Below are 22,902 nucleotides of genomic sequence, written 5' to 3' on the forward strand. Positions count from 1 at the left end.
CTCTACATTAGATATTTTCGTTCTTCAGCGATTCAACGATACTCTGTTCTTTATATTTTCTAGTCGCATAGAGGATTGATGTACCCACAATGAAAAACACACCTATTCCTGCAATGATGAGATCCGCCCAAGGCACCGTAAAAGCAAATGCAAAATTACGGCTAAGGCTCATGTAGATGAGAAACATCACGCATAAACTAATCGGTAAACCGTAAATAAGCGACTTCATTCCATAAAAGAATCCTTCGAAGCGTAGCATTTTCTTCATGCCCTCTGGTGTCATGCCAATGGAAGCCAACATCGCAAACTCACGTTTTCTCAAGGCCATCCCAGTCGAAATCGTGTTGATAATATTTGCTATACAAATGAGTCCGATGAGAACCACAAACCCATAAAGGAATACGGATATGACTGTGGCGCGATTCATTGCATCCTGGCGCTCCTCAATCAGATTGGTCGTATAGACATGTACATCTGGATATTCGTTAATAATCGGGTTTATTTCATTTTCCAATGCCGCAGACTGCTCTGTTGTAAATTGAACCTCGCTGAAAATTTGCTCAGACAGCATATCGTTACCTAATTCTCGTAGCTTGCCAAAGTCTCGTTCAGAAACTACAAATGTCACGCTATAAGCATCTTCCTCGTAGCGTAGCATAAAAGGTGGACGTTTATCCGTGATAGAAGCAATTCGGACTTTAGCTCCTTCAATCAAAGTGAGAGGTATTTTTGATCCCTCTTGTGCTGTTAGTTGAGTGATATCTGTATAATTATGTTTTTCCTTCAAGGTGATCTGATTGACAAGTATTGCGGAAATCTCGTCACCTTCCAATTTCTTTGCATCAATCCCCGCGGATTGCAGGTACGCTGCAAAAGAAGCATCATCAAGAGAAACAATCTTTGCAGACATGTTGTATTTCCCATCTGGATTAAGAGTATGGCGACTGGAGATGTCTGTGGTAACCTCGTTTTCGTTGAGGTATAGATCATTATAAAGAAGTTGAGTCTTCACTTTTGTTGTTGCGTTTTGGACAGACATCAATTCATTTGTTAATGAACGTACCCTTTCCCAATCGGCTCCCCTTGCGTATACGGACAGATCATATGGTAGCGGTGCTTGTGCCATATTATAGGATTTATCCATATACAACGAAAAGGAAGAAGCTGCAAGGTACAAGATTACACTGATCGCAAGAGAAAAGACAGTTGAGCGATAGTGGTGTTTATTCCTTTTCAGATTTTTTAATCCTAGTTCCGCTTCAAATCCAAACAACTTACGGGTCATTTTGGATGTACGTACATCTTTTCCTTTTATTTCGATATCCTTTGTCTGGCGGATCGCAGTTATCGGCGTAATTCTCGATGCCCTCACTGCTGGAAACCATGCAGAAATGAGCAGTGTTAAAACGGAAAACAAAATGACAGCAATCATACTGTATGGCTCTATCACCAATCGCATCGGTTCACTAACTAACAACATTTTTTGAATGAATGGACTGAGCAAATGGAGAGTAACACCAATGCCAATGGATCCAAAAAACAACCCAGCTGGAATCGCTATGACTCCGATCACAGCAGCTTCAAAAAATACAGAAGCCCTTTTTTGCTGTTTGGTTGCTCCTACGCTAGATAACATCCCTAAAGTGCGACTACGCTCTGAAAGCGAGATCGAAAACGCGTTGTAGATGAGTGAGAAAGATCCAATCAGAATGATAATCCCAACGGAAAAGACTGCCAGATACATGGTGTCAAGAAAGCGGGAATCATTCGAAATCCCGGAATAAAGCAAAAGATCCCGGTTGTACTTGATTTTTACTCCATTAGATTTAACTTGATTCTTTACTCCGCTCACCTTACTAGCGATCGTGTCACTCGTTTCATAAATGTCATTCCCTAAACCTTTAAAATCCTTATATTCAACTCTTACCGTGTAGGGAAAACCCTCCTCCAAAGCACCCTCGGAAAGACCACTAAATGCACGGTATGCAGCCATTGCATCCTGCTCTTTAGCTGGTGCTTGCACGATCCCGGTAATGGTGTATGTTTTCGTCTTTGTAGGCGTAAAGACTTCCTTTGATTGATAGGGGTCTCTGTTGCCCAACGTCTCGCTCGTACCATCTTTATTCAAGCTACGGTTACCAAAATCTAATGTGACGACATCTCCAACCTTCCAGCTAACACCGGCGGTTTGAAGAAACTGCGATGAAAGTGCCAGTTCATTTTCATTCTGAGGCAAACGCCCTTCAATTGGGCTGACCCCTATTACATCATGATTACTGTGTCCAGTAATATACAAATAAGGCTTAGCCCTATTTGCAGAGTTAGAAAGTCGTGCAAATCCGAGTTCCTGGTCAATGTCGTATCTTTCAATTGCTTCTGTATTTGTAATAACCGCAACATCTTCTCCTGCAACATCGAGAAAAGCTGCCTGCCATTTACCATTGTAGGCAATCGTGTTTCTCTGCATCATATCCATGAAAGAACTACTAATCGAAAATACTGCTGTAAGCATTGCGACAGAAATGATAACCCCAATGATTGTAACAAGGGTACGGCTCTTATTCTGCTTCATATAACGTAAAGTGAGCTGATTTACGATATTCATCGCCTGATCACCTCATCTCTAGATATCCTGCCATCCTGAATGCCGATAATACGGTCCGCTTGCAAGGCAATGTTTTCGTCATGTGTAATCACAATCAGGGTTTGATGCCGTTCTTTGTGTAATTTTTTCAAGAGCTTCACAATCTCAGCACTGTTTTTGCTGTCTAGATTCCCCGTAGGCTCGTCAGCCAATACAATGGCGGGACTACTAATCAAGGCACGGCCAATGGACGCACGCTGCTGCTGTCCTCCAGAAAGCTGGTTTGGCAGATGCTTTAATCGCTGTTGAAGACCTAGCGTCTCTACGATACCGGAAAAGATATCTTGATTTACTTCTCTCCCGTCCAATAGCAATGGTAGCGTAATATTTTCCTCTACCGTAAGGACAGGGATCAGATTGTAGAATTGATAAATAAGCCCAATCTGTCTGCGTCTGAAGATGGCCAGTGCCGTTTCATCCATCGCGTACATATTAGTCTGGTCAACAATCACCTTACCGGATGTGGGCGTATCAACGCCCCCCAGAATATGCAGAAGGGTAGACTTACCTGAACCAGATGGTCCAATGATCGCCACGAACTCCCCTTTTTGTACGGAAAATGAGATATCGTTCAGTGCAGTAACAGCTGTTTCGCCCTTACCGTACGTCTTTGACAGGTTCTCTACTCGCAAAATCTCCATTATGAACCTCCTAGATTCGTTATTACGTATAGAATAGCTGCCAAAGATGTCTCGTCGGTGACATTCAATCTTACAATTTTGTCATCTAAATGATTTGCTTATAGAATTTGATTTTGAATGTTGTTCCTACACCAATCTGGCTTTCCATAAACACATCGGCGTTTTGACTTTGCAAGATTGTTTTAGACATGGCTAGTCCAATTCCAATACTATCCGCGCCAGCATTCTTCCCTTTATAAAATCGTTCAAAAATGTGTGGAGCATCTTCCGGGCTAATCCCACAGCCACTGTCGGCAATGACAATTTGTGTATACAATGGTGTTTCCTCACACGAAATAGCAATACGTCCCCCGACCGGCGTATGCTCAATCCCGTTTTTAATTACGTTCAAAATGGCTTCTACCGTCCAGTTTTCATCTCCATACACGAAAAGGTCTTCATTACAGGAATAAGAAAGCTCCTGATTTTTTAATTCCATGGGGACATGGAGTGGTTCTAATGCCTTGTTTATCATTTTTTTGACAGATACGAATTCCTTTTTGAAAATAACGCTCTGCACTTCGATTTTGGACAGCTTGAGCAATGAAGTCACGAGCCATTCAATACGCTTCAACTGATTGATAATCTTGCCCAAAAACTCCTCCCGCTTGTCTTTTGGCAGACTAGGGTTGTTTAACAAATCAGCCATGACAAACATGGAGGTAAGTGGCGTTTTTAGTTGATGGGAGATGTTCGAAAGCGTATCTGCCAAGTATTGTTTGTCCTTTTTCAGAAGAGTAGACTGCTCGGACAACGTTAATGTGACTTTATAAATATCATTTTTCAGAATGCTCAATTCACCCTCAACGTTATCCCTAATATCCATCGTGGGTTGGCCTGAATAGACAGAAGCCAAATAATAAGCGAGCTTACGGATGTCCTGATAACGTTTGCGGGTAAACAGGAAAAAACATGAAAGTAGCAGAAATACCATGGCAATCGCCACAATCCCCGCTTTCCAGTCGATTATCCAAAGAATCGTGATCCCCATGATGGAAATAACCACGCTATACATACATAACTGCCGTATTTCTTTGTTTTTAAGCATGACTTCCACTCATTCGATAGCCAAGTCCGCGTACGGTTTCTATCACTTTGGGATTCTGGCTATCATCCTCCAACTTTTCTCGAAGCCGCTTAATGTAGACAGAAAGGGTATTGTCATTGATAAAGTTACCATCTAGATCCCAAATGCCCTCTAACAACTGATTTCTGGACAGAACTTGCCCTCTATTATTTATGAATGCCAACAGTAAACGGTATTCTAAAGCAGTCAGCATCACTTCCTCGGTTCCTTTGTACACTTTAGCCAGTTTTGTATTTACGACAACATTTCCAATCTTCACTTTGTCAGTCGGGTTGGGTTCTTTTTGGTAGTGCCTAAGGGATGACTTCATTCGGCTAATCAGCTCCCGAATACGAAACGGCTTTGTGATATAGTCGTCTGCTCCCATATCTAACCCCCGAACCACATTGATTTCATCATCACACGCCGTCAAGAAGATGACAGGTGCCTCCTGATTTTCTTTTACATATTCGCAAATCTCATAGCCATTACCATCTGGCAAAGTTAGATCCAGTAAATAAATATCAAAACGTTGTTGCTTGATTGTTTCAATGGCAGTTTGTTTCCCTTCACAAAGAACGACTTCATAACCCTCACTGGAAAGCGAATAGTGCAAACCATCTGCAATGGTCTTGTCATCTTCTACTACTAAAACCTTCAATGTTAATCCTCCCCGCGTTCTCACATCAGTCTTTGGTTTCAAAATATCTTACGTTGATTGAACCATATTTTAGTAAGGAAAACCGTATATTCCTAGCTTAGGTAAGCTTCTGCTATAAATATTGTGCTAGTTTATTAATTAGCTTTACCATTGAATCGAAGTTCTGTTCAACTTCTTTTACACTCTTCATTTCACTCGGACTTGGATATTGTTCCGGTGCCGTCTTACCGATCTCTGATACATAAGAGCGCAATTTTCCATCTGAAGAAATCTGGGCAGTAATAATATTGTTTGAATCAATTCCATTGACGACTGGTGACCTTCCGATGCGGAACTTCGGGATTGTGGAATGCTCTCAAATTCCATCTATCTGTGTAATATGAGGCAACCTTCTGTCGATAGTCGTGAGTAAAGATCAAGTCAAAGAGGCTGCATCTATTATATCTTCTTCTAAAGAAAAGGGGTGTCCCGCAGCCATTTGGCTTTTGGGACACCCCTTAGTCTGTCGGTAAAGGTACGATTTCCTCTTATTCTCTACCTGCTTGAACCAGTTTTTCGGCAATCATCTTAGGTTCGGTATGCACAGTACTCATATGGTCACCTTCACCGACAATAAGGCGGTACGTGCCCAGATTGTTTGATTGCGCTGGATACCATGGGAACGGAGCTGGAGGAAAGGCGATATCCTCCGTTAAGAACAGATAGCTCTTTGGAATTTCCAGACTGTAGAATTTCTTTAGGTCAAGCTTCTGAAACAAAGGTCCGGCCGGTTCAGTGGGAGCTTCTGCGTAAATTTTCTGAGCCTCCTCCAACGTAGCCCTATTCGCGAAGGTATCGCGGAACAGCGGAAACGGTAACGTAATAGTATTATCGCCTGAAGTTTCTCTCAGCCCTTGAAAAGCCTGTTGTACAGGTGCTGGTAGCTGGTCAACCAAGCTCTCCCCGTCTTTCGGAACAAAAGCATCGAAGAAAACCAAACGATTAATTCGATCGGGAACCTGTTCGGCTACCTTGGCGATAATGGTCCCACCGAAGCTATGACCAACTAGGACAACATCATGCAGGTTGTTATTTTTAATGTAGTTAACCACCGATTGCGTAATTTCATTATGAGTTACATTCGGATCGATCTTGGCTCCATGACCTGCGTATTCTGGGGCATATACGGTATGTCCCTCTTTTCGGAGCGATTTAGCCGTATCATCCCAGAAACTTGCGTCAGCCCAAGCGCCGTGAATCAATACAAAAGTCATTTTCTTCTGTGATTTATTTGTGGATTGGGAATTTTCAACCTTGGATGTAGCAGCTTGTGCTGTTTGTGTAGTGCCACTTCCGAACTGTGCATTAAGAACTAACTGGGTACCTAGTAAAAGAGCAATTGCACAAATACCTTTAGATACTGTCATTTTCATGGATGAAAAACCCCCTCATAATTTTTTCTGAATCTCCGTGGAGACCACGTCCCGTTATTAGAAGAGGAAGCAAAACTATTCCACACCCGATCTCATCCTCCAATCCGTGTGTTAGAGTGAGCTTCCGAGATTGATAGTAACAAAGATGGAACCTCGGCTCCGTAACTTCATCACCAAGTTCTTCCCCTTTCTATTCCCATCTTGCTCTAAAGCAAAGGGGCGCCCTCAGCCATTTTGTACGGCTATTGGGACACCCCTGAATCAATTTGTTTACGAAGTGAATCTAGATCGGCAGCTTATTCAATTTTAAAGCTACACCCTTCTGCTGTAGAATATATAAGACAACAATGCAAAGGAAGGTGAACCAAAAGCATGCAGACTCAACAGATTGAGGATGTGATTACGCTCTTCCCGAGTCTTGCTGATATTTCCCCGCAAGATTGGCAAGAGGAGGGAATATCCATCGTTTCGCTGCCCGTTAACTATATCATTCATGAAGGTGAGTTTCTGAAGAATGCGGCTTTAGTACTGGAAGGGACTATTCGCATGTACAAGCTGAGCGGTAGCGGGCGAGAAGTCACCTTATACCGCATCCACGATGGCCAGTGTTGTCCACTGATGGCTTCGAGCATTTTGGAAGAAACCGAGTATGAAGCGTCAGCATGCGTTGAGAAGCCAACAACAGTTCTGTTTATTCCAGTCCCTATTTTTCAAAGATGGATGGACAACTATAAAAGCTTTCGACAGTATATTTTCAAAACGTTTGCTGGTCGTCTAATCATAATGTCTAATCTGATAGATAGCATGTTCTTTAAGTCAATTAGAAGCCGGATTTCCGCATATTTACTTGTCATGACCAATGCCGACAACGATTCGCTCGCCATTACACATGACAATCTGTCGATTGAGCTGGGTACAGCCCGCGAAGTCATCAGTCGGACATTGAAAGCAATGGAAAAAGAAGGACTGCTGCGTTTGACGCGTGGGCAGATCACTCATATACAACGTCGACAGCTGTTAGAGTTGCTCGAATAGCTACTAGTTCGAATACACCGCAGGCTGGGGAGAATATCCCCGGTTTTTTTGTTTTGCAGCAAAGAGATACGACTTCGTGATGAAGTTACGGAGCAGCTAATCTTTGCTTTGTTAATATCGATATCAGATCATCTACATACACAAAGGGGAGGTTGAAGCTATGAAAAACGAGACACGGCCGACGCCAGCTTGAACAGGATATAAATAGAGACAATTTACTTGAAGAGGGTGTTCATATGAATCTAACCGATATTCTCAATCAACAAATTGCTAATTGGACAGTTTTATACTATAAATTCCACAACTACCATTGGTATGTAAAAGGTCCGCAATTTTTTACACTTCATACTACATTCGAGGAACTTTACAAAGAAGCTGCTCTTCACATTGATGAATTAGCCGAAAGAACGTTGGCATTAGGTGGAGAACCTGTTGCAACCATGACTCAATGCTTAGCGTTAGCTTCCGTACAAGAAGCCTCTGGTAATGAAACGGCTGAACAAATGGTTCAAGCAACGGTCCATGATTTTAATAAAATGATAGGCGAATTGAAAATTGCTGAAGTCGTTACTGATGAAATTACTGGAGATATGTTTTTGGCAATTCGTTCAAACTTAGAGAAACAACTTTGGATGTTACATTCATTTTTAGGAAAATAATCTACTGGTAGAAGTATGCATTACTAGATGACGCTTCTTATTACCTTCAGTGCATCCTGCTCATACACAACAACAATGAGGAGCGATTCAAATGCAAATGCTTAGAATCGAAGCTGCAACAGAGCAGGAAAAGGAAATCCTATCCACTGTAATTTTTCGGATTCTACAATTTCTTTCTCTGAAGTGGAGGCGGGAAGGGAATCAAATCAGGTATTTCATCCTAGATTCCCAAAAAGAAGAAATTGAGAAAATTATCAATGCCATGAACGAACAGTTTGGAATCGGTCTTGTTTGCCGATTCGAATCAATTCCTGATGGCGAGGGTTTTCCATATTAATTGGAACCCAGTCATGAACGTTATTATAAATTTACTACGATTTCTAATCTCTGACCTCCGTAGAATTATATCAGGATTGCCATAACACAACCGGATATTGAGTCGGGAAAGTTTCCTTTATAACTTTATTGTTAGAGATCTATCTTGGAACAATAGTTTATTGCTCAGAACAATACTTTGTTGAAATGAATCAGCCCCAGACATGACCAATACGATTGGCACACTGGGGCTCTAGCTGTTCAATCCGTAAGGAAGTAATACGTCTATTGTTTAGTGATTATAAAGTATTAGACCGACACTCCTTATCTATCAAGGAACCTGTTAGTTTAATACTTCTTAAGGCACTCCTTAGCTCTTTATAGACACATCTTTTTCCAATGTTAATTCATGAAATGATTTCACGCGTAGTTGTAAAAATGGGGTGAACAATAATGTACAAGCCGAAGCTAACAATCCAATGCTACCCGCAAATAAAGCGAACCGTAAACCCATTGCCCCCCCTATCATCCCTCCAATTAACGAACCAAGCGGTAAAGAACCCCACGAGATAAATCGAAATGTAGCATTCACGCGACCTTGCAGGGCATCGGGTACAATTACTTGACGTAAACTGATGGTACTAATGCTAAACATTGAGACACCCATTCCGAAAAGAAGCTGTCCGAGCATCATAATCAACGCAATACTTAATTCGGATCCTACTGCTAATGGAGCAAGCAAACCGCCACTTGCTGCGATCGTAGCGGAACCCACAATTGTTGGACCTACTCCAAAACGACGTACAGCCCTTTGGGCAAGCAGAGAGCCAAATAGGTACCCTATTCCTAGCGTTCCATAAATGATGCCAAGAATGCTCGCACTGATTTTGAGTTCTTGCGATGCATATAGAACATAAACACTAAAAATAACATTCCAGGAAAGGTTAAAGACTGTTGAGCAGCGCACTACTCCCCACAGCAACGGTTTTGTGTAAACCGTATGCAGCCCTTCTTTAATTTCCAGCCACATGTTTTTTTGTTTTTTCGCATCTGCCACGACTGTCTCCAACTTGCGAATCCGGGCTATGTACACAGCGGATACAAAAAAGGATACCGACGTGAACAATATTGCAAAAGGAGCGGTGATTAACTGTTCCAGTCCACCTGATAAACCCGGCCCAGCAATTTGTGCGGTAGATTTACTTGTCTCTAGTTTGCTATTCCCTTCAACAAGCTGCTCCTTGCTCACAATGGAAGGCAAAAAGGATGTATAGGCAACATCAAAAAAGACAGTACAGATACCCACTATGAAGGCTACCAAATATAGAACTGTCATATTCAGGAATCCAGTTAAGGCTGTCAGCGGCACAATGAGCAGTAATGCACCCCTGAAAAAGTTAGCGGCGACAAGAATTGGTCGCCGGGGAAATCTGTCTATCCATACACCAGCAAGCAAACCGAAAATGATAAATGGCGCATACTCGGCAAAACCAAGCAACCCCATCTGCATGGGACTGGCCCCTAAATAGAGAGCTGCGATTAATGGCATTCCTAATAATGCAACCTGAGTCCCAAACTGTGATGCAGTTTGCCCAATCCAGAGCCTGCGAAAATCTGTGTTAGTTAACAATCCTTCCACCTTGTTACTCATGTCCGTTCCCCCATTTTTCGTCACAACTAATTGCCATTTTTAGTATAGGGGAACTTACGTTTCAAGATCTTGCGCATTCATTATCGCAAATGTTGGATGATTGATACGTGTCAGAACGTCAAAATAAAGACCCACATCATTGCAAATTACTATCGTTCTTTTGGTGTCTGCCACCTTCGTTCACTCACCTGTTCCCAATGACAATATATCAATCCTGTAAGTCATCCAAAGTAATATGAGCGTGTTTAGAGCAAAATACATACCTACATTAATCGCGGCGATCACCGGCTTGTTCGTCGCTTCGATCTCGTTTCATAGCGTCTGGCAGGCCTCTGCCATGGCCAAAGTTTATTATTCGTCTCCCAGCGCGGACGCAAATCATCAAAAATATTGCATTATTCAGACTTCATCATCTGTTGGGACATTTTTTTACTATTTTTCGTATTAGTAGTGTCAAAATGTAACAGACAATCATGGCTCATTACGTTTGTCAAGAAAAGGACGGGCTGCGCAACAGTCCTTTTTGCATAGGGGGAACAAAGATGGAGGAAGATCAAGTGATCATCGCGCAAGTCTTGCAAGGAAACAAAGAAGCCTACGCCGAGATCATTAGCAGATACCACGGAAAAGTCATTTCCGTTCTTCGCAAGATGCAGGGACATACGTCAAACGAACAAGATACCGTGCAAGAAATATTCATTAAAACCTATTACCTACTACCCAATTACAAACCGACATACACTTTTTCTGCATGGTTGTACCGGATTGCAGCTAACTACTGTGTGGACGAGCTGCGGAGGCGCATAAGGGCCCCAGAGCTGACGCATGATCACATAGAGGCCGTAGATCACGATACCCCGGAAACTTCCTTATTGAAAAAAGAAGAGCAGTTGTTCCTTAAAGAGCAAATGATGTCAGTAGAAGAAAAGTATCGGGTCGTCCTTGAGTTGCGTTACCTCGAACATTTCAGCTGTGAAGAGATTGGAGAAAAGCTAGACATTCCATCGAGTACAGTACGGACACGCCTATCTCGGGGAAAAGACAAGCTTAGAACCTCTATTAGTCGTACTGGACGAAGGAGTGATTTTGGTAAATGACATGCTTATACAAAGGACAACTCTCTTCGTATCTTCAGGGTACACTTGGAGATGATCAGTCTGTATTCATGGTAGATCACATAGAGCGATGCAGCTATTGCCAGCGACAGCTCTCACACTATTTAGGTGAAATTGAAAATCCAGATAACTGGGAAATCGTAGGACCCTCCACCCAAAGGCTTGTACAACAGGTCATAAACAGGGTTGCTCCCTACCCTATACATGTGATGCAAAGATCGAAAACTAATATCCAACAGAAACCAAATAGATGGATAACAAGGAGTATTACAATTATGAAAAAAACAGCCATTGCAGTAGCCGGAATCGCCGCCATCACTTATTTCGGCACGCTCACCTCTCCCACTTTTGCCACGTATGTGAGCAGCTTGGTTTCATCTAAGCCGCAACAGCAGCAACAAGTGGGTAGCCTGTTTCAAAAATATGCGGATAGTGAATACTTGTATCGCGGTGTGAAACAAGGATATATACAAAAAGTCGATTTACAGGCCAAAGACAAAGGGATCATCGTGGATGTAAAAGAGATTATGACAGATACGAAAGACATCCGGATTATTCTCGGAATCACAGATACACAAGGAAAACAGATAGAGAATATGTTTAAGTTTTTCCCAACAAACCAAGATTTAGCACGTCAAGTGTATGAAATCAAGATCACCGATCACGAGGGCAATGTCTATCAAGGTTACGACATGGAAGGCTACAACGATTTACACTGGCTTGGCGATAACGGAAGTTTGGTCATGCTCAATGAACCACTGACGACTTATTTTACGGATACGAGTGAGATCCCAGATAAGCTCAATGTCCAGCTCACAATTAAGCAAATCGATAAGGAGAAGGGAAATTGGACCGTGAACATCCCTGTTGATATCTCCAAAGCGAAGAAAGAAACCACGATCATTCCGATTAATAAGCAGTATCAATCACCACGTGGAACTGTATACGACCTGAAGCAAGTCATGGTTACACCAGGTCAGACAGAAATCGTCTTAGAGACTACACGTAGCGCGGGGGACACAGAGGAGCTGGCCTTTGAAATCGTAGATGACAAGGATGCCGTATTAGCTGCTTGGAGCGAATTGATTCTTGATCAGGAAGATGAGGATGCACAAATACCCACCATGCATAACATCTTACATGAACAATTTTTACAAACAGGTAATAAAAAAGGCATCTACTTCATCACTTTTAAAAATCTGCCGACCGATAAAGACCTCACCTTCAAGCTCAGCAAAACCTACACATACGAACCTGTAAAAGCAGAGATGAAGATAAACATAGAAGAGCTAAAAAACAAACCAATGACTTCGGTCCAAAACGGAAATTCGCTCACCTTCTCGAACTTTACCGTACAAGAGCTCATTGACGGTTCCAGAGGGAAGGAATTGTATGCCTCACTTGATTTAGATGTCACTCTTGCCCCAAATGTTATGGACCTTAGAGGATGGGCAGCAACAGATGAGCAAAGCAACGGCTATAGGCTAATCTCCTTTTCTGGAAACAGAACTCGAGATGAGAATGGAACGATAAAAATGAGCGGTAAACTACATTTTAAACTCGCGCGCCCTCCAAAAGAACTAAACATCGTGTACAAATCGCAAGTGAAAGAAAGGAAAAATGTTGACTGGAAAATAGCAATTCCATTGAAACAGTAACAGTGTAAGAAAACCCGGAGCAAGCTCCGGACCTTTTGGTATTGTGCGAACACAGTAGTCCGGAATAGAAAAACGGGCTCCCTCCGTTAATCATCTCTGCACCACACTTAGATAAAAAAGCATTAGCTGGTTAGGCTAATGCTTTTTTGGTTACCAACTATATTTTGCAAAAACAGTGGTCATAACCTGATCACATGTATGGATTTCCCATAATAAATTTAAAGCTAAATTTCAGTCATTTTTAAACACAAAGAAGCCTTGCTACAGTAAAGTGAACTGTAGCAAGGCAGGGCCAACATAAATTACAGTGAGTGATAATTTATGTTCATGCATTATTACCCGGACAGCTTTGATCATTAGATTTCGGAAATTTAACGACTCTAATGTAAATTTAGTAACTCCAATGTCACTGAACACTTAACAGGATGTTCTTATTCCTTCTACCCCTACTCAACCGTCACACTCTTAGCCAAGTTCCGTGGTTTATCCACATCAAGGCCGCGAGCGACAGAAGCGTAGTAGGCAAGCAATTGTAATGGAATGACGGTCAGAATCGGTGTAAGCATTGGCAGCGTGGCTGGCATGTAAATAACCTCATCCACACTCTTCGCCAGGTCGTGGTTGCCTTCAGTCGCAAAGCCCAATACATGAGCGCCGCGAGCTTTTACTTCCACGATGTTGCTTACCGTTTTTTCGTAGATGTCTGGTTGCGTAGCCAAAGCTACAACTGGAACATTATCTTCAATCAGCGCAAGAGTACCGTGCTTCAGCTCACCAGCCGGATACGCCTCGGAGTGAATGTAGGAGATTTCTTTCAGCTTCAGAGAGCCTTCCAGCGATACCGCATAGTCGAGACTGCGGCCGATGAAGAACAGGCTGCTTACCTCTTTTGTGCCCTCCGCAAAGCGACGAATCTGATCATCGTTCTCCAGCATGGAAGCGATTTTGCCAGGGATCTCGCTCAGGTGCTCAACGACTTCAGCAATCTCAACAGCCGCCATGGTGCCTTTTACTTGAGCCAAATACAGGCTGAACAAGTACAGGGCTACGACTTGGGAGGTGTATGCTTTTGTGGATGCTACCGCTACTTCCGGACCAGCCCACGTAAAGATCACTTCGTCAGCTTCACGGGCTACAGAGCTGCCTACCACGTTGGTAATAGCCAATACCTTCACGTTGCTCTTTTTCGCCTCACGCAGCGCAGCCAGCGTGTCTGCTGTCTCACCAGATTGGCTGATGACGATCATCAGTGTCTTGTCTGTGTAGATCGGATCACGGTAACGGAACTCAGAAGCGACTGCTACCTCTACTGGTACACGGGTCCATTTTTCGATAACGTCCTTACCGACGAGACCAGCGTGCATGGAAGTACCGCATGCCACGATGTAGATGCGATCGTATGTCGCCAGCTCCACATCGCTCATTTTCAGCTCAGGCAAAATCACTCGCTTGTTGTTCTCGTCAATGCGTGCACCCATGGTATCGCGAACAGCTTGAGGCTGCTCGTGAATTTCCTTGAGCATGAAGGAATCGTATCCGCCTTTTTCCGCTTGTACCAGATCCCATTCGACATGGAACAGTTCCCGCTCGATTTTCTCTCCGGTCTCTGCGTTCATCAGTTCCACACCATCGCGAGTCAACACAGCCATTTCGCCTTCGTTCAAAATGTACACGTCACGTGTATGCTCCAAAATAGCCGGGATATCCGAACCGATAAAGCTCTCGCCTTGACCCACCCCAACTACCAATGGGCTAGCCAAACGAATCGCTACCAGCTTATCTGGCTCATGCTCCGTCATGATACCCAATGCATAGGCACCACGCATGCGTTGAACCGCACGACGCGCTGTAGAAACGATATCGCCATCGTACATATCAGCGAGCAAGTGAGCGATAACCTCGGTATCTGTCTCAGAAGTGAACGTGTAGCCCTTTGCCAGCAGCTCTTCTTTCAATGGCAGGAAGTTTTCGATAATCCCGTTGTGAACGACTGCAAAAGCCGATTTCTCGTCTGTATGTGGGTGGGAGTTCTCGTCAGACGGCTTTCCGTGTGTCGCCCAACGTGTATGCCCGATTCCCATAGAACCATCCAGTGGCTTCGACTCCAAACGGCCTTCCAGAACAGCCAGACGCCCCTGAGCTTTTGAGTACTCCAATCCGTTTGCATTCACAACAGCGACCCCTGCTGAATCATAGCCACGATACTCCAGCTTGCGAAGTCCTCCGATGACGATGTCTTGCGCTTGTTTATTTCCAATATATCCAACGATTCCGCACATAAGTGTATGGTCCCCTTCCAAATTGGCGAGGGACTTCGACCCGAATAATGGTACGAGGGTGAGTCCCCCGCCATTCCATGTTTTTTGTATGATCATTTTGTTTCATCTATTTCGGCAATGGCAAAAAACGTATCACACGCAAGGCTTTGTCCATCAGATCACCCTAATGTTTTGTCCCTGCGCTCTGCGGCAGTGATACTGCTGCCGGGAGGTATCCGCCGAATGCTTCGATAAACCTCCACCTCGTCCACTGGGCTCCATGTCGGGCAGCCACAGTGCTGGCGCTTTTCAACGGTATGCATTTGATTTACGATGCTTGTTCTTTCTTGCACAATCCCTCCCATTTTTTTCTTCCTTGGTGCTAGCGCACATGAACACTGTACCACAGATTGTGAAGAGCGACAATATCTCGTCGTCTTTTACTTGTATGCAAAAGGGAGCGGCGTCGAAACCGCTCCCTGCAACCTTTTACACTAATTTTATACCAGTTCTTGTTTGACTACGTCAACGATCCGATTCACGAGCCCTTCCAGCTGTGCCGCATCTGGCCCTTCCGCCATGACACGCACGATTGGCTCAGTTCCAGACGGACGAACCAGAACACGACCATTGCCAGCCAAATCTTCTTCTACTTCACGAATCGCCTGCGCAATAGCTTCATTGCCATTCAGCTTGGACTTGTCCTCTACACGGACATTAATCAGGAGCTGCGGATACTTGACCATCACTTGTTTGAGCTCGGACAACGGCTTGCCAGACTCCTTGATGATGTTCAAGAGCTGCAGACCCGTTAACAGACCGTCTCCTGTCGTATTGTAGTCCAGGAAGACGATATGACCGGACTGTTCACCACCGAGATTATAGCCGCCACGCAGCATCTCTTCTACTACATAGCGATCCCCTACTGCAGTCTTCGTTGTATTGATGGAGCAGTCCTCCATCCCTTTGAAGAAGCCCATGTTGGCCATTACTGTCGTGACAACTGTATTGTTGTTGAGCTTTCCTTTTGCCTTGAGCGCGCGTGCACAGATGGCCATAATGTAGTCGCCGTCGATGATTTCACCATTATTATCCACTGCAATGCAACGATCCGCATCTCCATCAAAGGAAAGACCCAAGTCAGCTTTATGCTTCAATACTTCTTCTACTAGACGTTCAGGATGTGTCGAACCGCACTGGTCATTGATGTTGATTCCATTCGGATTCGCACCAATCGTGATCACTTCAGCGTCCACATCCGCAAACAGACGAGCTGCTAATGATGAGACAGCACCATTTGCACAGTCCAGGACTACCTTCAGACCGTCAAATCGCTCAGGTACGGTACTCTTCAAGTGAGAGAGGTACTTTTGTCCACCCTCCAGGAATTCCAGAACCGTTCCGATTTGTTCGCCTGTTGGCCGAGGCAAAGTATCCTCTACCGCGTCCAAATACTGTTCTACTTCAGCTTCCACTTCGTCGGACAGTTTAAAACCGTTGCTGCCGAAGAACTTGATTCCGTTATCCGGAAACGGATTGTGAGAGGCGGAGATCATAACACCCGCATCTGCACCGAGTGCACGTGTGAGATACGCTACCCCCGAGGTGGAGATAACACCCAATCTGACCACTTCTGCTCCAACCGATAACAGTCCAGCCAAAAGTGCGTTTTCCAACATTTGTCCGGAAATGCGCGTATCGCGCCCAATCACCACTTTTGGTTTCCCTTCCTGCTTGTGTCTGGTGAGAACGTAACCACCAACGCGTCCGATTTTAAATGCCAGCTCGGGTGTCAGTTGTGTATTTGCTACACCGCGTACACCGTCTGTTCCGAAATACTTCCCCATGATTGTCCCTCATTTCCTTCCTTGTGCACACAACAGCTTATGTCTACCTTTGCTTGGTCGTGATTTGAATTGTGACCTTTTTTGGTGCACTCGCAGAAGTCTTGATATACTCCGACTGATTGAAGATGTAATTCAATGGTACCTCGTATACACCCGCCGGCATATTGCTGACATCTGCTACGACCTGCAAGTCTTCATGCCTCAACTGATTCAGCAATTCTGGTGCGCCGATCACGTCGAAGTCGATTGTAGACATCTCCTGGCCGTCGGTGGATAGTACCTTTGCTTCCATGCTTTCTGATAGCCCGCTAATGCGAACCGGGATCTTTTCCAAGCGCTTGGTCGTCGATGGAACGACCTTCAGCGATACGGTTAAATACTCCGGCTCCACCTTCACGATATTATCCATTAACGGTATCTTTAGCTCTATGTCGCGATCTGATGTAATGTTGCCGAGATCGATTTCCGGGCCTGGGTATGTGTTGGATTTGATGCCATCAATGACTTCCTTCGGTCCATAGACTGTGACCTCTTCCACATTCATACCCATACTAGCCAAACTATAGCCATTCGGCAATTCATTCGTCAAGTTTAATTTGATTGGCACCTTGGCAAACGGACTCGTTACGGGGATGTTCACTTCTACTGTAAGTGGTACCACATCGGCCCCTTGAATTACGTTGCCAGACTTGTCCACGACTTTGAGCGGAACCGTTGTTTTGATTGCGGAAGTAGCCCCTTCTAGGTCAACCGAAGCCTTTACTGCAGCTACCTTATTCACTTGGCTTTCAGGTACTCTTACAAGGGCTCTAAACGGCTTCACAATAGGTTCTCCAGCCGTGTATCCAGGGGCGACCTGTCCCAATTTCTCCACAGAAACTTCACGCTCAACGGTCTTTTTCTCTTCCAAGGTAATTTCCACGATATTCGGGATGATCCCTACCTTGACTTCATCCGGGAATCCCTTGTACTGGACAGGTACACGATGTGTTCCTTTGCCCAGGTTCGTCGCATCGACATACACTTCCCACGAGTCCTCTGGGAAGAAATTGTGTCGATAAAAAGGATTATTGCTTTCCAAGGCGACCTTTACCGTTCGTTGCTGCTTGACCACCTGATAGCGATCGGTATCGTACCTCACATGCAAATTGACACTATCAATAAAGGTTGGCTGACTTGCCTCAGGAGTCGTCGTTTGTTCTGCTTCCAGGTTGACAATCATCCACGTCATGACAGCCAAAAGCAACGCAACAGCACGTGCAAACCAGTGACTGTTTAACCATTTATCCATGTTTTCGCCTCCATTGCCAACGACTTCCCATGGATTTGCCTTTGGACAGAGGCTGAAGCTGTTCTGTCAGCATCTCTGCCAGTTGCGCCTCCGTCAGATTGCGATTCATTGTTCCATGCGCAGCAAAGGACACCTGACCAGTTTCTTCGGATACGATGATCGCAATGCCATCGGATACCTCACTTAATCCTATTGCCGCTCGATGGCGTGTCCCCAACTCCTTGGAGATGGAATTATTCTCAGACAGTGGAAGATAACAGGCAGCAGCCATAATCATGTCTTTCCTCATAATGACTGCACCGTCATGCAACGGTGTATTCGGGATAAAAATATTAATCAACAGCTCCGAGCTGACTCGCCCGTTAATGCCAATACCCGTTTCCACGTAGTCATTTAGACCCGTCTCTCTCTCAATGACGATCAATGCACCAATCCGACGCTTGGCCATGTACGTAACCGATTTGCCCACCTCTTGAACCAAGCGGGTAACCACTTCGTCATCCTGAGTACTGCTTGAACGGGAAAAAAGCTTGCCTCGACCAAGCTGCTCCAGTGCTCGACGCAACTCTGGCTGGAAGATAATGACTACCGCCAAAACCCCGAATGTAAAAGCTTGATTCATCAGCGCGTGCAGTGCCGTCAGCTGAAAATATTTGCTCAGGAACCATGTGATGACGATGACCATAATCCCCTTCAGCAATTGTACAGCGCGCGTCCCGCGAATAAGCATGATTATTTTATAGAACACGTATGTAACGAGTAAAATATCCGTTGCATACCGTAGCAAATCCCCATATTCCATGGATATCGATATCATAACGAAGCCCCCATATCTCGCTCCATCTAATGAAGTCAGTCTATCTCCTGCGGAAAAAGCACGGCTCCACTGCCGTGCTCTGATAGCTGTACTCTCTATTTTCTCTTATGGCAAGATCGGAAGCAAGTCATTTCCAATATTTTTCACCTCATACCAAATCCAATCTACGATTGCTTCGATCGATTCGGTATTTCCCACGACTTGGGCGGTAGATGCCACGAACACTTTTCCTTCAATGGCCACAACATTCCCTGTTACATGGCCTTGAACATCTACGTTTCCGTTGCGGACAACCAAGTCTCCATTAATATTGGTTCCAGCTGGTACAACTACGACATTGCGTTCACGATCTATTTTTAATTTATCCAAATTAGCAGAGGATACCTGCAAAGTGTCATCCCGATCAAACCAACTGTTGAATACGCTGCCGGTCATCAAAAAGAGAAATACCGCTGCAGCTGTCAAAAACGGATGATTACGAAGCCATCCTGATAACAGATTCGCTTTCGTCGGCGCAGGCAATTGCGCAAGTACACGAGCTGTAAAATCAGGAGAGACATGAATATGTGAAGCGCTCTGAACAAAAGCGATGGCTCTCTGCAACTCGTGCATATGCTGGCGACAACTCACACAAGACTTTATATGTGTTTGCAATTGCAGATTGGCTAATTCATCAGTGTCCCCATCTAGATATTCGTGGATGAGGCAAATCATATCCCGGCATTCCATCGTGATTTTCTCCTTTCTCACATCAATCGCAACTTGCTGCGTAATGCTTCCCTTCCTCGGTGAATACGCGTCTTGATTGTCGTTATGGGAAGTTTTACGATATCGCTGATCTCCTGCAACGACAAATCCTCGATATAACGCAAGATCATAATCGAGCGATATTTAGGCTGTAAATGAGACAACGCACCTTGCACCGTCTCCTGCAGCTCTTGCGTTACGACTTTGTCCTCCGGTGTTCGCTCGTTAGAAGACAAGCGTGAATACCAGTCCAGACCTTGCCCTGGTTCGGTTTCTTCATCCAATGAAAAGTCAGGTCGTTTTTTCCGGCCACGGTCGATACATAGATTGGTCGCGATCCTGTAGATCCACGTGGAGAACTTATAGCTGTCATCGTATGAATGCAAATTGGCATAAACACGCAAAAATGTTTCTTGCGCGATGTCCTCTGCATCCTGACGGTTTCCCACCATACGATAAGCGAGCTGAAATATCTTGTCTTTATAAATCTCGATTAACTCCGCAAAAGCTTCACGGTCTCCGCGTTTTGCCCGCTGAGTCAACCGTTTCTCTACAAAATCCATGCGATCCTCCCCACAATACCGTAATCCTATATACGGATGATACTGCATATGGTTTCATTTTTTAATCCTGTGTTTGTGCAGATAATTTGTTGGGAAATAGAGGAATAAGCGTATTGCTTTCCTCTATATATAAGTAATGATAGCTCATTTATCTCACGGGTGGAAAGGAGAGTGCGACAATTGTCTAAAAAAGACGTTCTCCTCGAGATTGAAATGCTGCGAAAAAAACTCAACGATCAGTACAAGAAACAATCTTGCATTACTCCAGAATTAGTGACGCTTAGTGTACAACTGGACCAGTTATTAAATAAACTACGTCTCCATCCTTAGAATGTACAGCTTTCCCCTATCAATGTAAAGATGCGAAAAAACAAAAAAAGAGGGCCAAAAGCCTCTCTTTTTTCATGATCTTCCTCTATTATTTTACAGTAATTTATCCCCAAAAACGGAACTCATTAAGGCGACTGCAACGCGAGCCGTCATGTTTTCTCGGTCAAGAATCGGGTTGACCTCCACGAATTCTGCTGAGCAAAGAATATCCGCATCTGCCAGCATTTCCAATGAGACATGCCCTTCACGATAGGAAATACCACCTATTACTGGCGTCCCTACTCCTGGAGCATCATGTGGATCAATTCCATCCAAGTCGAGGCTCAAATGCACCCCATCTGTGTTTTTCGACACATGCGCGATTGCTTCATCCATGACTCGAGCCATACCAAGTTTATCAATTTCATGCATGGTGAAAACCTTCATCCCAATACTTTTGATCAATTCACGCTCACCTGAATCCAAATCACGCGCACCGATGATGACCACGTTTTCTGCCTTTACTTTTGGTGTATATCCCCCAATGTTCGTCAGACGCTCATGTCCATACCCCAAGCTCGCTGCCAAAGGCATTCCATGAATATTTCCCGATGGAGAAGTGGCACCTGTATTCAAATCACCGTGAGCATCAAACCAAATCACACCCAGGTTTTTAACGTGTTTAGCCACACCTGCTATGGTTCCAAGGGCGATGCTGTGATCGCCACCCAATACGAGCGGGAATCGACCTGCAGTCATGATATCGCTTACAACATTGGCAAGCTTTTCATTAGCTTCCACGACTTCATCCAGGTATTTATGGTTTTCCGTCTCGGTGAAGTGGTGAGGACGCGTTACAAAAATATCTCCTCGGTCTTCAATATGGAAACCCATCTTTTCCAGGCGAGCTACAACACCTGCATAACGGATAGCGCTAGGTCCCATGTCAACTCCGCGGCGGTCTGCACCTAGATCCATCGGTACACCAACAATGCTCATGTTTTTGTTCATAGAAGTGCCACCCTTTCCTTCGTTCATTCATTTTCTACTCCTATATTGTAGCCCCCGAAAGCAAAATGACTCAACTCGACATGATTTTGCATAAATAACCTGTCGGACAAGCTATGTCAAAAACACAAAAAAACGAGCAACCATTTCGGTTTCTCGTTTCTAGTAAGCATATGGAGCGGGTGATGGGAATCGAACCCACGCGACCAGCTTGGAAGGCTGGAGTTCTACCATTGAACTACACCCGCAAATAAAAATGGTCGGGAAGACAGGATTCGAACCTGCGACCCCTTGGTCCCAAGCCAAGTACTCTACCAAGCTGAGCTACTTCCCGATTATTGTTCTTCACTTTTTAAGATGAAGATGCGTGCCCTGAGAGATTCGAACTCCCGACCTTTTGATTCGTAGTCAAACGCTCTATCCAGCTGAGCTAAGGGCACATATTTAAATTTTAAAAAACTGGTGAGCCATGAAGGACTCGAACCTTCGACCCTCTGATTAAAAGTCAGATGCTCTACCAACTGAGCTAATGGCTCGCAAAATGGCTGGGGTACTAGGATTTGAACCTAGGAATGACGGAGTCAAAGTCCGTTGCCTTACCGCTTGGCTATACCCCAACGATCAGCAAAATAAAAAATGGTGGGGAGAGACGGATTCGAACCGCCGAACCCGGAGGGAGCAGATTTACAGTCTGCCGTGTTTAGCCACTTCACTATCTCCCCATTTTTTATGGTGGAGGCTGACGGGATCGAACCGCCGACCCTCTGCTTGTAAGGCAGATGCTCTCCCAGCTGAGCTAAGCCTCCATATCCCTGACAAAGTGACGAGTATGCTTCTTAGCATACTCTGAGAACTTTGCAGGTACCTTAACCACAGTTAAGGAGTTTTTAGGTGACCCGTAGGGGATTCGAACCCCTGAATGACAGCGTGAAAGGCTGCTGTGTTAAACCGCTTCACCAACGGGCCATTTTCATGAGAATACTTCTGGTGCTCCCGACAGGAATCGAACCTGCGACCTCTTCCTTACCATGGAAACGCTCTACCGACTGAGCTACAGGAGCATCATATGGCTCCTCGGGACGGACTCGAACCGCCGACCGATCGGTTAACAGCCGATTGCTCTACCAACTGAGCTACCGAGGAACGTTGAAGGTTTATTCCTTCAA

At 44.6% G+C, this 22,902-nt stretch carries 20 protein-coding genes and 10 tRNA genes; 6 read left to right on the plus strand and 24 right to left on the minus strand.

The genetic code is table 11. The annotated features are described in order from the left end of the window. Nucleotides 1-7: 7 nt before the first annotated feature. The 5 genes from C7R93_RS26920 to C7R93_RS26940 form a co-directional block, all read right to left on the minus strand. Complete coding sequence (locus C7R93_RS26920) at nucleotides 8-2,605, minus strand: ABC transporter permease (RefSeq protein WP_106841675.1); 2,598 nt, start codon at nucleotides 2,603-2,605, stop codon at nucleotides 8-10. Continuing rightward, nucleotides 2,602-3,285 (minus strand): ABC transporter ATP-binding protein, encoded by a 684-nt coding sequence (locus C7R93_RS26925; protein WP_106841676.1) that lies wholly within the window; start codon nucleotides 3,283-3,285, stop codon nucleotides 2,602-2,604. The genes C7R93_RS26920 and C7R93_RS26925 overlap by 4 nt, the downstream gene beginning before the upstream one ends. A gap of 85 nt (nucleotides 3,286-3,370) precedes the next feature. Further along, nucleotides 3,371-4,372, minus strand: a complete 1,002-nt coding sequence (locus tag C7R93_RS26930; protein WP_106841677.1) for a sensor histidine kinase — start codon at nucleotides 4,370-4,372, stop codon at nucleotides 3,371-3,373. Next, complete coding sequence (locus C7R93_RS26935; RefSeq protein ID WP_106841678.1) at nucleotides 4,365-5,051, minus strand: response regulator transcription factor; 687 nt, start codon at nucleotides 5,049-5,051, stop codon at nucleotides 4,365-4,367. The genes C7R93_RS26930 and C7R93_RS26935 overlap by 8 nt, the downstream gene beginning before the upstream one ends. Before the next feature lie 527 nt (nucleotides 5,052-5,578). Then, entirely contained in the window at nucleotides 5,579-6,463 is an 885-nt protein-coding gene (locus C7R93_RS26940) for an alpha/beta fold hydrolase (protein WP_244191671.1), read from the minus strand. A 372-nt stretch (nucleotides 6,464-6,835) separates the two neighbouring features. On the opposite strand from C7R93_RS26940, the gene C7R93_RS26945 reads away from it, so the two are divergent. From C7R93_RS26945 to C7R93_RS26955, 3 genes are all read left to right on the plus strand, one after another. Then, the gene (locus tag C7R93_RS26945; protein ID WP_106841679.1) at nucleotides 6,836-7,498 is read left to right on the plus strand and encodes a Crp/Fnr family transcriptional regulator; all 663 of its coding nucleotides are present in this window, start codon (nucleotides 6,836-6,838) and stop codon (nucleotides 7,496-7,498) included. A 236-nt stretch (nucleotides 7,499-7,734) separates the two neighbouring features. After that, nucleotides 7,735-8,157: a Dps family protein gene (locus tag C7R93_RS26950; protein WP_106841680.1), complete on the plus strand. Its 423-nt coding sequence runs from the start codon at nucleotides 7,735-7,737 to the stop codon at nucleotides 8,155-8,157. Nucleotides 8,158-8,248: 91 nt separating this feature from the next. After that, complete coding sequence (locus C7R93_RS26955) at nucleotides 8,249-8,494, plus strand: hypothetical protein (protein WP_106841681.1); 246 nt, start codon at nucleotides 8,249-8,251, stop codon at nucleotides 8,492-8,494. A 348-nt stretch (nucleotides 8,495-8,842) separates the two neighbouring features. On the opposite strand, the gene C7R93_RS26960 is transcribed toward C7R93_RS26955, so the two are convergent. Beyond that, nucleotides 8,843-10,123, minus strand: a complete 1,281-nt coding sequence (locus tag C7R93_RS26960; protein ID WP_106841682.1) for an MFS transporter — start codon at nucleotides 10,121-10,123, stop codon at nucleotides 8,843-8,845. A gap of 542 nt (nucleotides 10,124-10,665) precedes the next feature. On the opposite strand from C7R93_RS26960, the gene C7R93_RS26965 reads away from it, so the two are divergent. Both C7R93_RS26965 and C7R93_RS26970 read left to right on the plus strand, forming a co-directional pair. After that, nucleotides 10,666-11,220, plus strand: a complete 555-nt coding sequence (locus C7R93_RS26965; protein ID WP_106841683.1) for an RNA polymerase sigma factor — start codon at nucleotides 10,666-10,668, stop codon at nucleotides 11,218-11,220. A 68-nt stretch (nucleotides 11,221-11,288) separates the two neighbouring features. Beyond that, nucleotides 11,289-12,896 (plus strand): DUF4179 domain-containing protein, encoded by a 1,608-nt coding sequence (locus C7R93_RS26970; RefSeq protein WP_158264051.1) that lies wholly within the window; start codon nucleotides 11,289-11,291, stop codon nucleotides 12,894-12,896. Nucleotides 12,897-13,342: 446 nt separating this feature from the next. Here the strand turns inward: C7R93_RS26970 and glmS are convergent, their stop codons facing one another. The 7 genes from glmS to sigW form a co-directional block, all read right to left on the minus strand. After that, nucleotides 13,343-15,175: a glutamine--fructose-6-phosphate transaminase (isomerizing) gene (gene glmS, locus C7R93_RS26975; protein WP_106841685.1), complete on the minus strand. Its 1,833-nt coding sequence runs from the start codon at nucleotides 15,173-15,175 to the stop codon at nucleotides 13,343-13,345. Nucleotides 15,176-15,333: 158 nt separating this feature from the next. After that, the gene (locus tag C7R93_RS26980) at nucleotides 15,334-15,507 is read right to left on the minus strand and encodes a hypothetical protein (protein ID WP_158264052.1); all 174 of its coding nucleotides are present in this window, start codon (nucleotides 15,505-15,507) and stop codon (nucleotides 15,334-15,336) included. 147 nt (nucleotides 15,508-15,654) lie between these two features. Then, a complete protein-coding gene (gene glmM / locus C7R93_RS26985; RefSeq protein ID WP_106841687.1) occupies nucleotides 15,655-17,001 on the minus strand; it encodes a phosphoglucosamine mutase in 1,347 nt (448 codons plus the stop codon). Between the two features lie 43 nt (nucleotides 17,002-17,044). After that, complete coding sequence (locus tag C7R93_RS26990) at nucleotides 17,045-18,292, minus strand: CdaR family protein (protein ID WP_106841688.1); 1,248 nt, start codon at nucleotides 18,290-18,292, stop codon at nucleotides 17,045-17,047. Further along, entirely contained in the window at nucleotides 18,285-19,109 is an 825-nt protein-coding gene (gene cdaA, locus C7R93_RS26995) for a diadenylate cyclase CdaA (protein ID WP_106841689.1), read from the minus strand. Before cdaA ends, C7R93_RS26990 begins: the two co-directional genes overlap by 8 nt. A gap of 105 nt (nucleotides 19,110-19,214) precedes the next feature. Continuing rightward, nucleotides 19,215-19,838, minus strand: coding sequence for a zf-HC2 domain-containing protein (locus C7R93_RS27000; protein WP_106841690.1), 624 nt, complete (start codon nucleotides 19,836-19,838; stop codon nucleotides 19,215-19,217). A gap of 17 nt (nucleotides 19,839-19,855) precedes the next feature. After that, nucleotides 19,856-20,419: an RNA polymerase sigma factor SigW gene (gene sigW / locus C7R93_RS27005; protein WP_106841691.1), complete on the minus strand. Its 564-nt coding sequence runs from the start codon at nucleotides 20,417-20,419 to the stop codon at nucleotides 19,856-19,858. A gap of 171 nt (nucleotides 20,420-20,590) precedes the next feature. Here sigW and C7R93_RS27010 point away from each other — a divergent pair, with 171 nt between their 5' ends. After that, nucleotides 20,591-20,749: an aspartyl-phosphate phosphatase Spo0E family protein gene (locus tag C7R93_RS27010; protein WP_106841692.1), complete on the plus strand. Its 159-nt coding sequence runs from the start codon at nucleotides 20,591-20,593 to the stop codon at nucleotides 20,747-20,749. A 93-nt stretch (nucleotides 20,750-20,842) separates the two neighbouring features. On the opposite strand, the gene rocF is transcribed toward C7R93_RS27010, so the two are convergent. The 11 genes from rocF to C7R93_RS27065 all read right to left on the minus strand — a co-directional run bounded on the left by rocF (nucleotide 20,843) and on the right by C7R93_RS27065 (nucleotide 22,879). Beyond that, nucleotides 20,843-21,739: an arginase gene (gene rocF / locus C7R93_RS27015; protein ID WP_106841695.1), complete on the minus strand. Its 897-nt coding sequence runs from the start codon at nucleotides 21,737-21,739 to the stop codon at nucleotides 20,843-20,845. A gap of 171 nt (nucleotides 21,740-21,910) precedes the next feature. Beyond that, nucleotides 21,911-21,984, minus strand: a tRNA-Gly gene (locus C7R93_RS27020). 9 nt (nucleotides 21,985-21,993) lie between these two features. Beyond that, nucleotides 21,994-22,070 (minus strand) — tRNA-Pro (locus C7R93_RS27025). A 32-nt stretch (nucleotides 22,071-22,102) separates the two neighbouring features. Next, nucleotides 22,103-22,176: transfer RNA gene (locus tag C7R93_RS27030), tRNA-Arg, on the minus strand. A gap of 20 nt (nucleotides 22,177-22,196) precedes the next feature. Beyond that, nucleotides 22,197-22,272 (minus strand) — tRNA-Lys (locus C7R93_RS27035). 6 nt (nucleotides 22,273-22,278) lie between these two features. After that, nucleotides 22,279-22,353, minus strand: a tRNA-Gln gene (locus C7R93_RS27040). A gap of 20 nt (nucleotides 22,354-22,373) precedes the next feature. Next, nucleotides 22,374-22,458, minus strand: a tRNA-Tyr gene (locus tag C7R93_RS27045). An 8-nt stretch (nucleotides 22,459-22,466) separates the two neighbouring features. After that, nucleotides 22,467-22,542 (minus strand) — tRNA-Val (locus C7R93_RS27050). Between the two features lie 86 nt (nucleotides 22,543-22,628). Beyond that, nucleotides 22,629-22,702, minus strand: a tRNA-Glu gene (locus C7R93_RS27055). A 19-nt stretch (nucleotides 22,703-22,721) separates the two neighbouring features. Continuing rightward, nucleotides 22,722-22,797, minus strand: a tRNA-Thr gene (locus tag C7R93_RS27060). 6 nt (nucleotides 22,798-22,803) lie between these two features. Next, nucleotides 22,804-22,879 (minus strand) — tRNA-Asn (locus tag C7R93_RS27065). Between the last annotated feature and the right edge of the window lie 23 nt (nucleotides 22,880-22,902).

The organism is Brevibacillus fortis, from assembly GCF_003013395.1.
Classification (GTDB): domain Bacteria; phylum Bacillota; class Bacilli; order Brevibacillales; family Brevibacillaceae; genus Brevibacillus; species Brevibacillus fortis.